Annotated in this window: 15 protein-coding genes, 1 tRNA gene and 1 pseudogene; 8 read left to right on the plus strand and 9 right to left on the minus strand. The window is 42.9% G+C overall.

Translation table 11 applies throughout. The features are described 5' to 3' along the window. Positions 1 to 198: pseudogene (locus IM485_RS20865) on the minus strand (Uma2 family endonuclease); the annotation flags it as partial. Positions 199 to 777: 579 nt separating this feature from the next. On the opposite strand from IM485_RS20865, the gene IM485_RS20870 reads away from it, so the two are divergent. Further along, a complete protein-coding gene (locus IM485_RS20870) occupies positions 778 to 1,080 on the plus strand; it encodes a PEP-CTERM sorting domain-containing protein (RefSeq protein WP_287745351.1) in 303 nt (100 codons plus the stop codon). Between the two features lie 186 nt (positions 1,081 to 1,266). Here IM485_RS20870 and IM485_RS20875 read toward each other — a convergent pair whose 3' ends face one another. The 3 genes from IM485_RS20875 to queD all read right to left on the minus strand — a co-directional run bounded on the left by IM485_RS20875 (position 1,267) and on the right by queD (position 2,351). Continuing rightward, a complete protein-coding gene (locus tag IM485_RS20875; protein ID WP_190356874.1) occupies positions 1,267 to 1,407 on the minus strand; it encodes a type II toxin-antitoxin system HicB family antitoxin in 141 nt (46 codons plus the stop codon). Positions 1,408 to 1,455: 48 nt separating this feature from the next. After that, the gene (locus IM485_RS20880) at positions 1,456 to 1,899 is read right to left on the minus strand and encodes a DUF29 domain-containing protein (protein ID WP_287745354.1); all 444 of its coding nucleotides are present in this window, start codon (positions 1,897 to 1,899) and stop codon (positions 1,456 to 1,458) included. 77 nt (positions 1,900 to 1,976) lie between these two features. Next, the gene (gene queD, locus IM485_RS20885; protein WP_044000032.1) at positions 1,977 to 2,351 is read right to left on the minus strand and encodes a 6-carboxytetrahydropterin synthase QueD; all 375 of its coding nucleotides are present in this window, start codon (positions 2,349 to 2,351) and stop codon (positions 1,977 to 1,979) included. A gap of 463 nt (positions 2,352 to 2,814) precedes the next feature. On the opposite strand from queD, the gene IM485_RS20890 reads away from it, so the two are divergent. The 4 genes from IM485_RS20890 to IM485_RS20905 all read left to right on the plus strand — a co-directional run bounded on the left by IM485_RS20890 (position 2,815) and on the right by IM485_RS20905 (position 7,071). Continuing rightward, on the plus strand, positions 2,815 to 3,498 hold the full coding sequence (locus tag IM485_RS20890; RefSeq protein WP_287745356.1) for a PHP domain-containing protein: 684 nt from the start codon (positions 2,815 to 2,817) through the stop codon (positions 3,496 to 3,498). 222 nt (positions 3,499 to 3,720) lie between these two features. Then, positions 3,721 to 5,619, plus strand: coding sequence for an NAD(P)H-quinone oxidoreductase subunit F (locus IM485_RS20895; protein WP_287745358.1), 1,899 nt, complete (start codon positions 3,721 to 3,723; stop codon positions 5,617 to 5,619). A 149-nt stretch (positions 5,620 to 5,768) separates the two neighbouring features. Next, a tRNA-Thr gene (locus tag IM485_RS20900) sits at positions 5,769 to 5,840 on the plus strand. Positions 5,841 to 6,183: 343 nt separating this feature from the next. Further along, the gene (locus IM485_RS20905; protein WP_287745360.1) at positions 6,184 to 7,071 is read left to right on the plus strand and encodes a lipid kinase; all 888 of its coding nucleotides are present in this window, start codon (positions 6,184 to 6,186) and stop codon (positions 7,069 to 7,071) included. 2 nt (positions 7,072 to 7,073) lie between these two features. On the opposite strand, the gene IM485_RS20910 is transcribed toward IM485_RS20905, so the two are convergent. Then, positions 7,074 to 8,129, minus strand: coding sequence for an amino acid ABC transporter substrate-binding protein (locus IM485_RS20910; RefSeq protein ID WP_287745362.1), 1,056 nt, complete (start codon positions 8,127 to 8,129; stop codon positions 7,074 to 7,076). Positions 8,130 to 8,165: 36 nt separating this feature from the next. Then, entirely contained in the window at positions 8,166 to 8,906 is a 741-nt protein-coding gene (locus tag IM485_RS20915; protein WP_104397506.1) for a TIGR00297 family protein, read from the minus strand. 44 nt (positions 8,907 to 8,950) lie between these two features. Here IM485_RS20915 and IM485_RS20920 point away from each other — a divergent pair, with 44 nt between their 5' ends. After that, positions 8,951 to 9,655 carry a cytochrome b/b6 domain-containing protein gene (locus IM485_RS20920; RefSeq protein WP_287745364.1) on the plus strand — a complete coding sequence of 235 codons (705 nt, stop codon included), beginning with the start codon at positions 8,951 to 8,953 and terminating at the stop codon, positions 9,653 to 9,655. Between the two features lie 14 nt (positions 9,656 to 9,669). Here IM485_RS20920 and IM485_RS20925 read toward each other — a convergent pair whose 3' ends face one another. The 3 genes from IM485_RS20925 to IM485_RS20935 form a co-directional block, all read right to left on the minus strand. Continuing rightward, on the minus strand, positions 9,670 to 9,909 hold the full coding sequence (locus IM485_RS20925; RefSeq protein WP_002801947.1) for a 2Fe-2S iron-sulfur cluster-binding protein: 240 nt from the start codon (positions 9,907 to 9,909) through the stop codon (positions 9,670 to 9,672). 9 nt (positions 9,910 to 9,918) lie between these two features. After that, positions 9,919 to 11,394: a cobyric acid synthase CobQ gene (gene cobQ / locus IM485_RS20930; protein ID WP_104397508.1), complete on the minus strand. Its 1,476-nt coding sequence runs from the start codon at positions 11,392 to 11,394 to the stop codon at positions 9,919 to 9,921. A gap of 257 nt (positions 11,395 to 11,651) precedes the next feature. Then, positions 11,652 to 12,053 (minus strand): Npun_F0494 family protein, encoded by a 402-nt coding sequence (locus IM485_RS20935; protein WP_192576011.1) that lies wholly within the window; start codon positions 12,051 to 12,053, stop codon positions 11,652 to 11,654. A gap of 115 nt (positions 12,054 to 12,168) precedes the next feature. On the opposite strand from IM485_RS20935, the gene IM485_RS20940 reads away from it, so the two are divergent. Continuing rightward, positions 12,169 to 12,471, plus strand: a complete 303-nt coding sequence (locus IM485_RS20940) for a hypothetical protein (protein WP_079205566.1) — start codon at positions 12,169 to 12,171, stop codon at positions 12,469 to 12,471. 55 nt (positions 12,472 to 12,526) lie between these two features. Continuing rightward, the gene (locus tag IM485_RS20945) at positions 12,527 to 12,982 is read left to right on the plus strand and encodes a (2Fe-2S) ferredoxin domain-containing protein (protein ID WP_123231305.1); all 456 of its coding nucleotides are present in this window, start codon (positions 12,527 to 12,529) and stop codon (positions 12,980 to 12,982) included. Positions 12,983 to 13,225 lie beyond the last annotated feature (243 nt).

Consider the following 13,225-nt stretch of genomic DNA (forward strand, 5'->3'; position numbering starts at 1 on the left):
ACGGGGAGCGGGGGGTACAGTTACCTGCTGGGGATACCAGAGCAAATCCCCGGCGACAAAGACGGTTTGCTCCTTAAATAAATACTTGAGATTGGCAACCAAGCGAACAATCCAGCGATATTGAACTGTGTTGTCGGCCATAGGTTTACCGTCGGAATCAGGATAGAAAAGTTGGGGTTCGATGGGTGCTTGAACCATGCTTTATCTCTTGCGATCGCATTTTGGCCTAACTTTATTGTATCACCGCAAATCCTGAGTTTAAAACCCCATCCTTTTAGGACGACTTTGTCTTAGACCTCTGGCCAAAGTTGTATAAGTAACTTAGAGTATTGTTAAGACTTGATAAATTTAACGGCAAGAGCTTGACATCTACAGAATCCAACATTATAAATCAGGCAGAACCACATTTTTTAAGAGGTATTTGCTTATGTCATTAGTGAAACTTATCCAACACTCCATCGGGGGGGGGTACTACTTATCAGTCTGGCGGTAGGAAGTGCAGCGCACGCTGCCCAAATAGGGGGAATTCTATTTGAAGATAATGCCTTTGTTGACAGTCTAATTTCTTCTTCGGGCAGTTTTACAACTTCGGGAGGAAGCCTCTCAGATGTCCTAACAGATATCAATCCTGGTACTTATGCTTTTTCTTTAAGTAACGGTGCATTTGTTGAGTTAGGCTTTGATGATAATTTACTCGTCAATGGTGTAGGTGACGACCTTGCTTTATTTGAGTTGGGAATACCTGACACATTTAAATTATCCCTTACTATCGGTGGATTGACTAAGTCATACCTGAGTAGTGATACAGGAGAATCAGCCGGTGGATTTAACCTAAACGTTGCGAAAATCAATTTAGACGACTTTGGTATACCTGTTGGTGGTACTCTAGACAAGATAGTTATAGGTCTTGACACTGAATCTGGCCAGGGAACAACACCATCTTTATCCTTAGTGGGTGCCATAAATTCACAAAATCTAACGGCTATTCCCGAACCCGCTTCAACCCTCGGACTTCTCACTCTCGGATTCCTCGGCACTGCCTCAGCCATCAATCGCAAACTATCTCAAGGGAAAAAGTAAAAACAGGACAATTGAGTTGAGAACTGTGGGATTTATCCCCCCTTAATCTTCCCTGAATAAGGGGGATATCTGACAGTTTTTAACACCTACCTACATATAGGAAAATAGGGGTTGGGTTGAGCAATAGCAAGGCCTAACCTGCTGTTTTATAATTGTTAAAGGTAAACCTTTTTCTTTTCTAACTTCTCAACATAAGTCAATGGCCTCTTTGATATTTTGTAGAGCTTCTTCTTGAGTCTCACCTTGACTCAGGCAGCCCGGAATAATGGGACATTCCACAATGTACCATCCTTCTTCATCTTGATAGAGCGTGACGGGGAATTTCATAAACTTTAACCAGTAGTTTTGATGTTGCCGACTGATTCAATATTAGTATTAATCCGGTAGATATTCAGGATTGAGGATATCAGTTTTGGCAAAAGGACAGATTTCAGGAAAAGTTTTTTTATCTAACCCTGTTTCTCTAGCGGCAAGTAGGCAAGCATTTTGATAACACTTATCAAAAACTTCCTCAAAATATACCTTGAGACTGGGGCTATCTTCAAAAACTTCTAACAATCTCAAACAGTGTTCGGTGATAGAATACTGCCAACTATGAGAACGTTTAGAGGGTTGATACTTCCATTGAAGGAGGTGAAGCAATAGCTTTTCTAAATTACTTTTCAAAGCCTTTTTATCACTCCTACCCATTGCCTCAATTTCCTCAATCAGATTTTCTAAATCGAGGTAATCCCACTTACCTTCTTTAAGTAATTTAGCAGTTTCTTCTACCCAAAGATTAAAGTCTGTGTCATAAAGTTTCTTGGCAGTAGATATCATATCAGGTTTCTCCTACCTCCTTCATCTGATTCGTGGGATAGGTTTGCCATCCATCCTAGCTAATGATAGCTTGCCGATTAGGGATAATAGGTACATCCAGAGGTACAGGTTTCGCAGATTTCGACGGCATGAAGGTTGGGTAAACCAGCTTTTGCCAATTTTTCATAGATCCAGCGCGATAATTCTTCACTGGTGGGATTTTCTAAACCAGTGGTTTCATTGAGATAATGATGGTCGAGAAAATTATCGAGTAGCGGCTGTAAATATTGTTTAATTTCGCCAAAATCCATCACCATTCCCTGTTGTGAGCCTTGGGACTGTAAATGATTACTTTTCACATAGACGCGCCCCAGCCAACTATGACCGTGGAGACGGCGACATTTACCTTCATAATGGGGTAAATGATGGGCTGCTTCAAAGCGAAATTCTTTGTAAATAATCCATTCTGCCATGGTTAATTGGTCGATACTATCGGTTAGATCTGGTTTATTTATTTCGCCACCGATAGTTATCCATTCTAGTCAAAACTTTAGTATTCTTAGTCCATAGTAAGCTGTTAGTGTATCTATGTTACTCGTCAAGACTGTCTATGAGAAGGGAGCGGAGAGAGGGAGCCAGAACACTTGTACCAAAAAGCTTAGTACATAGGGCTGGCTGAATAAATCTCAAATATAGACGAGGTAAGGGTTTTAGGGTCTTGTTTCGCGAAACAGGTGCAAGATTTTGAGTCCTGTAGGGGCAGCGATAACCGATAATCAGCGCGGAGACTGAAGAAGGCTCCGATTGCCGCTTAATATTCATTGACGAACAGTCTCTAAAGGTGTTAGCGGTAACAGCAGCTACCCAATTTTTTTTGGTATTTGCTATGCTGATTGTTAACAATTTGTAATCTTTGGGAAATTTCCTTAATACTGCATGGTCGTTTCTGCTACAATTCCACCCCTAGCTCAAGATACCCTCGCCCTGAAAGCGGTGTGGGCAAACATTGGCTATGATAGTTGTCCCCACCATTACAATTTCCATCTTCACACCCATTGTTCCGATGGTCAAATGAGTCCCCAAGGCTTGATGAGACAAGCGTTAGATATCGGACTAAAAGGATTAGCAATTACCGATCATCACTCGATCGAAGGTTATCGACAAGCCCAAATTTGGCTAGAAAATCAGCATTTAAAGAGTTCTCTACCCCATCTCTGGACAGGGGTAGAAATTACGGCGAATTTGTTAGAGACAGAAGTGCATATTCTTGGCTATGGTTTCGATCCCGCTCATGTCGTCTTGACTCCCTATCTGCAAAGAACCAAACCGGAAGGAGATCTAGCTTTGGCCTCTAGAGTCATTACAAGTTTACAGCAAGCGGGGGCCTTAGTGGTTCTGGCTCATCCCTTTCGTTACCATCGCCCCGCGGCCGATTTAGTGGCGGCGGCGGTAGAATTGGGTATTGATGGTATTGAGGCTTTTTATGCCTATGGCAATCCCAAACCCTGGCTACCCAGTCAACTGGAAACCGAACAAGCGCTCGCTCTGAGTCGTCAATATCAATTATTCGCCACCTGTAGCACCGATTCCCACGGTAAATCTTTATTACAGCGCATTTAGCCTGATCGCAGGATTAACTGTAAAATAGCTAAATTGACTAAACTCGATCCCTGCTCGATCGAGTGTTGGTTTTTTATGGCCGTTGATCAGTGATCAGTAATCAGTAACCAGTAACCAGTGAAAGAGCCTAAATTTGTTGAAAATTGAAAACCTAAACCTGATAACTTAAAACTTAAACCTGATCACTGATAACTGATAACTGATAACTGAATAACCCCCTGAATGAAAGATTTATTCCTTTACACTTGCTGGTTAATTCCCATTTATGGCTTAATTGGTTCGATTTTAACCTTGCCTTGGTCTTTAGGCATTATTAGTCGCACCGGTCCGCGGCCGGCAGCTTATATTAACCTATTGATGACCGTCTTAGGGTTAATACACGGATCGATCGCTTTTAATCAAATTTGGCATCGAGAGACGATTAAACTGGCTTTTGAATGGGTAAAAGTGGCCGATCTTAGTTTATCCCTTTCGATCGAACTTTCTCCCGTCAGTTTGGGGACGCTGGAACTAATTACCCTCATCAGTCTCTTGGCCCAAATCTATGCCCTTGGCTACATGGAAAAGGATTGGTCTTTGGCGAGATTTTATGGCTTAATGGGCTTTTTTGAGGCAGCTTTAGGAGGAATTGCCCTTAGTGACTCCCTACTATTCAGTTACGCTTTCCTAGAGATGTTAACGGTCTCTACCTATCTCCTCGTCGGTTTTTGGTATGCTCAACCTTTGGTCGTAACCGCGGCCCGAGATGCCTTTTTAACCAAGCGCGTCGGCGATATTATTTTATTGATGGGTTTGGTGGCTCTGTCCAGTTACGGAGAAGGATTGAGTTTTTCTCAGTTAGAAAATTGGGCAGTAAATAACCCTGTACCGCCTCTGACGGCGACTTTGTTAGGATTAGCCCTTATTGCCGGTCCAACGGGTAAATGCGCCCAATTTCCCCTGAATTTGTGGCTAGATGAGGCGATGGAGGGACCAAATCCGGCCGGAATCATGCGGAATTCGATCGTGGTTTCGGCGGGGGCCTATGTTTTAATTAAGCTGCAGCCGGTGTTTACCCTATCTCCGATCGCGGCCAATGTTTTAATAGTTTTGGGGACAATGACGGCAATTGGGACTTCTCTGATGGCCTTGTCCCAAATTGATATTAAACGGGTTTTATGCCACTCCACCAGTGCCTATCTCGGTTTGGTCTTTATTGCGGTGGGATTAGGTCATGTGGATATCGCCTTACTAATTTTATTCTCCCATGCGGTCGCAAAAGCTTTATTGTTTATGAGCGCAGGAGCCTTAATTCTCACCACCAGTAACCAAAATATCACGGAAATGGGGGGAATTTGGGCAAGAATGCCGGCTACAACCATGGCTTTTTTAGGAGGTTCCGCAGGGATGACGGTTTTAATGCCCCTAGGGATGTTTTGGACGTTAAAACGGTGGTTAAGTGGCGAATGGGCGATTCCTTGGTGGTTATTAGCGGTTTTAATCTTTGTTAATTGTCTTAGCATCGTCAATCTTACTCGGGTCTTTCGTTTAGTCTTTTTGGGACAAACCCAAAGTAAGACCCATCGCACCCCGGAAGTGGCCTGGCCGATGGCTTTGCCCATGGTATCGTTGATTTTAATCGTTTTATTGGCCCCGATTATTCCCCTACGTTGGGATTTTTGGCTATCTTTCACCAATCCTCTCGTTAATAACCAGAGTTTCACCATTGTCTGGGGTTTTCCCTTACTGATGGCCTCTGGAGTAATTGGCCTAGTTATCGGGTTAATGGTAGAGTTAAGACGAGCTTGGGCGAGACCAACCGGGTTAATCCTGCGATTCCTGCAAGATTTGTTCGCTTATGACTTCTATCTTGATCGCATCTATCAGTTTACCGTGGTTTTAGCGGTGGGCAGCCTGTCAAAAATTACCGCTTGGATCGATCGTTATATTATTGATGGTCTGGTTAATTTGGTCAGTTTAGCGACGATTTTTAGCGGCAGTGCCTTAAAGTATAATGTTTCTGGTCAATCACAGTTTTATGTTTTGACTATTCTTTTGGGAATAGGGGGATTAATCTGGCTCTTATTAAACGGTCAATGGTCACTGATAACTAATTATTGGTCATCTCTTTTGACTCATTGAACGTCCGTGTATTGGTCCCTAGTCTTCCGGCAGCTGACTAGGGAGGGAAAGCAGCGGGATGAACATGATCGACAAGAAAAAATATCCACACTTCGACACGGCTCAGTGACCACTTGGTCTATTTGTGTTATAATGGGTTGGTTAAAAATGCTGGTGTAGCTCAGTGGTAGAGCAGCTGATTTGTAATCAGCCGGTCGCGGGTTCAAATCCCATCACCAGCTTGTGGGAAAACCAACTGTTGTCAGTCCCTACAAGACTTTGGTGGCTCTGGTTGCGGCAAAGTTTATATAGGGTTTGCTGAATAAATCTAAAAACCTTGCTGGATAAGACTTTTAGACTTTTTTTAAATCCAAAAGTACCAGATATGGGAATGATCAGGGGAAAATTCAGGGACTTTTTCCCTGAAAATTAGGTAATTGACCTCCTCAAAATCGGTAAAACCCCACACCCCACACCCTACACCCTGCCCCTAGGAAAAACTTTTTCAGCAAACCCTATATACAATCTCTCAAAAAGCTGGTGTTGGTTTATCTTCAGATATTGATGCTACTGAGAAACTTACCTATGACTAAAAGAGCTTTACTACTAATTAATCGTCACTCGCGCAAGGGTAAAGAAAACTTTGCTCAAACTGTTGATCTGCTCAATCATTGGGATTTTGAAATTATCAGCGTCCCTTTGAAAAAGGTAGAAGATATTCCTTTTTTGTTGGAAAAATATCGCTATGATATTGATTTAGTTATCGTCGGTGGTGGCGATGGGACTCTTAATGCTATGGCGGATATGTTGGTAGAAACTCAACTGCCTTTAGGCATTATACCTTTGGGAACGGCTAATGATTTGGCCCGGACTTTAGGGATACCGAATTCTATTGCCGAAGCCTGTCGAATTATTGCCGAAGGTAATTTAAAATATATCGATCTAGGTTGGGTAAATAATAAATACTTTTTCAACGTGGCTAGTTTAGGATTAAGTGTGAAAATTACCCAAAAACTGAACAAGGGTTTAAAGCGACGTTTGGGGATTTTGGCCTACGCTTGGACAGCCTTACAGGTATTAAGTAAAACTCGTCCTTTTACCGCTATGATCGGTGTTGATGGCCAAAATATCAAAGTTAAAACCCTGCAAATAGCGATCGGAAATGGTCGTTATTATGGGGGAGGAATGCCGATCGCTCACGATGCCCAAATCGACGATCAAAGGTTAGATTTATATAGCCTAGAAATTGAACACTGGTGGCAAATTTTCCCGCTTTTGTGGACATTACCGCGAGGACAACAGGGTTTATTATCTTGGGTGAGAACTCTTAACGGCAAAGAAATTCAAATTCAGACTCGTAAACCCCATAGTATTAACACCGATGGCGAAATTACTAGCACTACTCCCGCCATGTTTCGAGTTATTCCAGCGGCCATAGGGGTCTATATTCCCCGTCAGGAAACACAATCTTAAAACTAACGAAAAGGAGGAGAATATAATAAACCCCCCTTTGTCCAAAGATTATTTAAACCTCGATCGAGTTGCAGGGGTTTACCAATTTCCCGATCATAAATTTCACCGTAATTACCCACCTGTTTTAAGACTCTTTGGGCAAAATCATTGGCTAAACCCATATCTTCGCCTAACTTCTCATCAATACCCAAAAAGCGCCGAATACTGGGGTCTTTGCTATCGGCAAAAGTGGCAATATTTTGGGAGTTAATTCCAAATTCTTCCCCTTGAATTAAACTAAAAATGATCGAGCGGACGGCATTCGACCAAGCGGGATCACCATCGGCCACGGCTGGGGCCAAGGGTTCCTTCGATATTACCACTTCTAATAATTGATGATCCTGCGGTCGGGGAAAAACCGAGCGCCGGGCCACCAATTGGGAGCGATCGGAGGTGACAGCCTGACAGCGCCCCGCCTGATAAGCTGTATATAAAGCCTCCACATCATCGGAAACGATCGGTTTATAACCTTGAACTCCCGCTTTTGCCATGGCATCGGCCAGATTTTGTTCCGTGGTGGTTCCCGATAGCACACAAATGGACTTTCCGCTTAAATCTTCTAATTTCTTAATATTACTGGCTTTTGTGGCCATAATTCCTTGACCATCATAGAAAACCGGGGTGATAAACTCCATCCCCAGAGCGGTATCCCGGTTAATCGTCCAGGTGGTGTTGCGACTGAGGATATCCACTTCTCCCGTCTGTACGGCAGTAAATCGCTCTTGGGGGCTAAGTTTACGATATTCGACTTTGGAGGGATCATCAAAGATAGCCGCCGCAATAGCTCGGCAAATTTGCACATCTAAGCCCGAATATTCGCCTTTTTCATTAACAAAGCTAAACCCCGGCACTTCTCCGTTAATGCCACAAATTAACTTACCGCGATTTTTCACCGTTTGCAAGCGGCCCGCATCGGGACTATTGGCAGTGGTAGAACTAGAATTAGGTTGATTTTCTGTCCCACAGGCAGTAATTAGCAGTAACAGCAGGGACAATGCACAAAAACGCCACTTTAGCATAGATATTCTCTGAAAAATTTTTTTAGTCACTTAACTTTAGCTGAAAGACCAGAGCAAGCTTAACAGGATAGCTACGATCGCACCGATAACCGTATTGATCACATTGACCAATTCATTAGTTAACCACAGAAAGCGAGTTTGTAGAGTAGCGCCGATGAGACTTTCGATATTGGTGGCGATAAATGCCGCAATTACGCACCATAACACACCAAGAAGATCGATCGCACCGATACCCCATGCTAACAGGGAAATCGCCGTGGCTGCCAGCAAACCGGCGAGCGTTCCCTCTAAACTAACAGCACCTTCTGTTCCCCGGGGGACGGATTTAAAATTAGTGATTAGATAAGTGGTTTTACCGTAAGCTTTACCCACCTCACTGGCAGTAGTATCGGCTAATTTGGTGCTAAAACTAGCCACATAAGCGAGTATTAACAGGTAATCCCAGGGAGAAGCGACAAAAAGACTGAGGATAGCGCAAATTGCCCCCGCTAAAGCGGAACCCCAGACATTTTCAGGACCGCGCACCCCCGCTCTTTTTTCGGCGATTCCCTCCGCTTCCTTGCGAGCTAAACCGATGCGGGTGACAGTAGAGCCGACGAGGAAATAGAATAAAACAATTAGATAACCGCGCCATCCCAAGCTTCCCCAGACAATCACCCCTAAAACCCAAGCATGGAGATAACCCATCCGAGTTAAGAGCTTTTTTGGGGCAATCCAGGCGATTCCGAGGAGGACGGTATTGAGAAGAACAGCGACGAGCCAAGGATTAGTTAACATAGTATCTGGGCAAGTTTACATACCCCATTGTATCGATCGAGTTCATGAAAACTAATCAACCTTATCAACCTCTTTTACTGCGAATTCTGCACGGATTAACGGGAATTGTCCTCATTGCCGCCATGGTTACAGCCTATTGGACCTATGATACTTTTGACGGTCGTTGGTTAAAACTGCCTTTACCAGAATACCGAGAAATTGAAAGTATTCATGGCACTTTTGGCCTCTATACTCTGATTATCTTTCCCGTTTTTGCTATCTATGCTTTTCGTCGGGGCAACAAAAGATTAATTCAAAGTGATTCTCTTAACAAATTAACCCAATTTGGTAAGCCGATTTGGTGGTATAGTCTCCATCGTTTAGTCAATACTTTGACTCTTTTTGCGCTAACTTTTGCTTTGTATAGTGGCCGGATGATGGATTCCGAATGGCTCCCGGAAGGGGAATTAAATCACTTTTGGTATTATGCCCATTTGCTCAGTTGGTTAATTATGGCAGTATGTCTGATCCTGCACCTGCTCATGACTGCTAAAGTGGGAGGGGTTCCCCTGTTATTATCTATTCTTAAATGGCGTTTTCGTGAACAAGATAGCCCGAAATTATGGTTATCTCAATTACGTCAATGGGGGTTAAGTTTGCGTCTAGCCAATAGTTTTCAGTGGCTACAATCTCTTAACTTATATAAAGTCTTAGAAATCGTTGTTTTATTGGCTATTGTAGCAGCTTGGATTATTCCCAAGTTTGACTAGATCTAAGGGAGCAACTACCAGAGCGGATCGGAATATAAATGAACGGTTAAAGAATCTTGATCGCCGGGGATACCAGTAATACAACTACAAATTTGAGTACCATCATCTAATTCTACCTCGCAAGCGTGACAGGAACCCATTAAACAGCCAGTAGGAATGTCAATTCCTGCTTTTTTGGCTACATCTAATAATAGTTCTCCCGTTTCCGCTTCTATGATGATATCATCGGGTAAAAAACGCACTGCAATAGTCATAGTTTCTCCTTACAAATGAGCAAAAATAGGGTTAAGATTTAAATGTTCTTCCAGTAAATTAGCCATCTTATCGAGGGTTATTTCTCTTTGTTCACTATAGTTAGCAATTCCCGTCGGCAAAGATAATAAACCGCGACGCTGACGCAGATGATTTAGCCAATTTCTTCGCCAAGAACCATTATCAAAGATACCATGTAAATAACAGCCCCAAATTGACAGAGAATCATTGACAATTCCTAGACTAGCATCTTCCTCGAACATTTTTTGATAACCTGATTCACTTTCCCATTGGCTTATTCCCTGGTGAATTTCGTATCCCATTACCGGTAAACCAGCTTGGGGATAATTAGATAAAACTTGTCGTTGACGGGTAATTTTTTCGGCAGTAATTACCGTTTTTAACGGCAGTAAATTTAAGCCAGCTGCCTCACTATCGGGACCTTCTCGATGGTCAGGATCCAGGATTAATCGCCCTAACATTTGCAAACCACCACAGATGCCAAAGATAATACCTCCCCTTTGGTGATAGGCTTGTAATTGATTAGCCATACCACTTTGATTAAGAGCAATTAAATCAGCAACAGTGGTTTTAGAGCCGGGGATAATTACCCCATCGGGATCACCTAAAGATTCCTGTAATTCTAGATAACGGACATTAACCGTTGCTTCACCACAGAGAGGGTCAAAATCAGTAAAATTAGCGATATGAGGCAGACGAATGACACTGATATTTAGTTCAGCTTTAGGTTTTTGGGCGGGTCGATCGAGTAAACTAAGAGAATCCTCGGCACTTAAAAAGATATCACTATAGGGAAGAACTCCCAAAACGGGAATTTTGGTATAATCTTCTAGCCAAGTAATCCCCGAATCTAAGAGGGATTTTTGTCCACGAAATTTATTGATCACAATACCTTTAATTAAAGCTCTTTCCTCCGGTTCTAATAATTCTAACGTACCGACGACGTGAGCAAAAGCTCCCCCGCGATCAATATCCACCACTAAAATAGTAGCGGCATCGAGATATTTAGCCACCCGCATATTAGTTAAATCCCGATGTTTGAGATTTATTTCCGCCGGACTTCCCGCACCTTCACAGACAACTAGATCAAATTCTGTTGATAATTTAGCTAAAGATTCTTTAATTGCTTGCCAACCTTGGTCAAAATAATTCTGATAATAATCCGCTGCCGTGGTGACACCAACAGCCTTACCTTTAATAATCACCTGAGAGGTCATATTTCCCTGGGGTTTTAATAAAATTGGGTTCATTTCTACCCGGGGAATTGTCCCCGCGGCCCATGCTTGCACCGCCTGAGCGTGACCCATTTCTCCCCCTCCGGCGGTAACATAGGCATTAAGGGCCATATTCTGACCTTTAAAGGGTGTTACTTGCCAGCCTTTCCGGTTGAATAAACGACATAAAGCCGCAGTTAAAAAAGATTTACCCGCGTGGGAGGTTGTCCCCACTACCATAATTGCTTTCATCTAGTTTTTTTATTGAGTATTTTCAGTGAACAGTAATCGGTAAACAGTAATCAGTTGATAACTGATAACAATGACCGAATCTACAACCTAATTTGTTAAGCTAAAAGCTTTGATGTACTTAGTTTATAACCTTTTTTGGGTAGGAGAATTGCCAGATTCTTTCTCTTGCCTCTTGCCTGTTGCCTCTTGCCTTCAGAAGCTGATAACTGATAACTGATAACTGATAACTGATAACTGACACCCGACACCCGACAGCATTAAAAAGAAAACCAACGTTGCAGAGTATTGAAAAATCTTTGCCAGAAAGTGGGTTTAGGGAAAAAGTCTCCTTGGGGTTGCCATTTTTCTATTAATTTTCTCCCTAAAGGAGTGAGACGAAAACTATCGGTTATCCCCTGTCCATCTACTTCGCGTCGCAAAATTCCCACTTTAATCAACCAGAGAAGATAGCTTTCCACTGCTGCTTCCGTCAGCAGTCTGGAAGTATAACCTTTCTCTAAACCCCCAGCACCCAGAATGCTTAAAAGTGATACACTTTGCTCAAGCATAGCGGCGAATAGGGTGACACGGAAAGGAGAACAACAGAGGGCGCGTTCGGCCCTAGTGATGGTAGCATCAGGATAATTGATGGCGATAACGGTGGGAGTCGATAGGCTCATAGATTCCAGTCGTTTAGCTATTGATAAACTCATTGTTACATTAATTCTGTCTCAACCCCTGTTAACCCCAATCATCGATAAAATAGGGATGAAGTGTTAAGTAGCTTGAGTGTTTATGCAGTCTCCCGAACCGTTCGATACTAAATATACCCCAGAAGAAGTGGAAGTGGAAATCGAAACCGACGATTTTCCCCCCCTTGATACCCCGGTTAGTTTCGCTGCCACCCTCGAAAAAGTGAAAACTTGGTACGGCAGCCTGTCCACACCGGCACAGGTAGTCGTGGCAGTGGCGGGGGTTTTTGTGGCTCTTTCGATTTTAACGGCGATTTTACGGCTAGTTAGCGCAGTTTTAAGTGCTTTAATCCTTGCCGCTATCGTTTATCTCATCTATCGTTACATCCTCAAACCGAAATTTTAGTCGGCTATGCACATTTTCTGTTCAATGTCAAGAGTTTAATTGATAAAAAAAATTTATGGAAAAAACAGACACCAGAGATATCTTGGGGGAAAATGTGGCTAAGTTAGGACTGGCCCAGATCCAGCGTCATCTATTTCTCTGCTGCGATCAGACTAAGCCAAAATGTTGTGACAAGGAAGAAGGGTTAGAAGTGTGGGATTATTTAAAGAAGCGGTTAAGTGAATTACAACTCGATCGCCCTAGCACCGACCGTCCGGGCTGTATTTTTCGCACTAAAGCCAACTGTTTGCGGGTTTGCAGCCAAGGCCCGATTTTATTAGTGTACCCGGAAGGAGTCTGGTATGGAAGGGTCAACAAGGAAGCGATCGAAAGAATTATCCAAGAACACCTAATCGGTAATCAAATCGTCACCGAATATGCTTTCCTTCGCCACGATTTACCGGCAATTTCCCTGAACTGTCCAGAAGAAGAACCCGAAACAATAGAGGAAAACAGCGTTAAAACTAGCTGAAACACAATTAATTAGGGTTTGCGGCAAAAAGTTTTTCGTGGGGGCAGGGTGTGGGGTGTGGGGTGTAGGGTTTTACCGATTTTGAGGGAGTCAATTACCTAATTTTTGGTTCTTCCGAACTTACACTGTAGAAAATTCCTCAAGCTCCTTCTCTGCACAGCAAGGCTCTAAAGTTGATAAATATCAATCTAACAAAAACTCAAAGCCTTAGTGTACAAACTTTACAAGCATGAGTTATTGATA

The organism is Microcystis sp. M169S2, assembly GCF_020245865.1.
Classification (GTDB): domain Bacteria; phylum Cyanobacteriota; class Cyanobacteriia; order Cyanobacteriales; family Microcystaceae; genus Microcystis; species Microcystis ichthyoblabe_A.

Excerpts from the sequence above, each read along its gene's own strand:
- IM485_RS20875 (WP_190356874.1), bottom strand. The coding sequence starts at position 1,407 with ATGAAATTCCCCGTCACGCTCTATCAAGATGAAGAAGGATGGTACATT.
- IM485_RS20880 (WP_287745354.1), bottom strand. The coding sequence starts at position 1,899 with ATGATATCTACTGCCAAGAAACTTTATGACACAGACTTTAATCTTTGG.
- queD (WP_044000032.1), bottom strand. The coding sequence starts at position 2,351 with ATGGCAGAATGGATTATTTACAAAGAATTTCGCTTTGAAGCAGCCCAT.
- IM485_RS20890 (WP_287745356.1), top strand. The coding sequence starts at position 2,815 with ATGGTCGTTTCTGCTACAATTCCACCCCTAGCTCAAGATACCCTCGCC.
- IM485_RS20895 (WP_287745358.1), top strand. The coding sequence starts at position 3,721 with ATGAAAGATTTATTCCTTTACACTTGCTGGTTAATTCCCATTTATGGC.
- IM485_RS20905 (WP_287745360.1), top strand. The coding sequence starts at position 6,184 with ATGACTAAAAGAGCTTTACTACTAATTAATCGTCACTCGCGCAAGGGT.
- IM485_RS20910 (WP_287745362.1), bottom strand. The coding sequence starts at position 8,129 with ATGCTAAAGTGGCGTTTTTGTGCATTGTCCCTGCTGTTACTGCTAATT.
- IM485_RS20915 (WP_104397506.1), bottom strand. The coding sequence starts at position 8,906 with ATGTTAACTAATCCTTGGCTCGTCGCTGTTCTTCTCAATACCGTCCTC.
- IM485_RS20920 (WP_287745364.1), top strand. The coding sequence starts at position 8,951 with ATGAAAACTAATCAACCTTATCAACCTCTTTTACTGCGAATTCTGCAC.
- IM485_RS20925 (WP_002801947.1), bottom strand. The coding sequence starts at position 9,909 with ATGACTATTGCAGTGCGTTTTTTACCCGATGATATCATCATAGAAGCG.
- cobQ (WP_104397508.1), bottom strand. The coding sequence starts at position 11,394 with ATGAAAGCAATTATGGTAGTGGGGACAACCTCCCACGCGGGTAAATCT.
- IM485_RS20935 (WP_192576011.1), bottom strand. The coding sequence starts at position 12,053 with ATGAGCCTATCGACTCCCACCGTTATCGCCATCAATTATCCTGATGCT.
- IM485_RS20940 (WP_079205566.1), top strand. The coding sequence starts at position 12,169 with ATGCAGTCTCCCGAACCGTTCGATACTAAATATACCCCAGAAGAAGTG.
- IM485_RS20945 (WP_123231305.1), top strand. The coding sequence starts at position 12,527 with ATGGAAAAAACAGACACCAGAGATATCTTGGGGGAAAATGTGGCTAAG.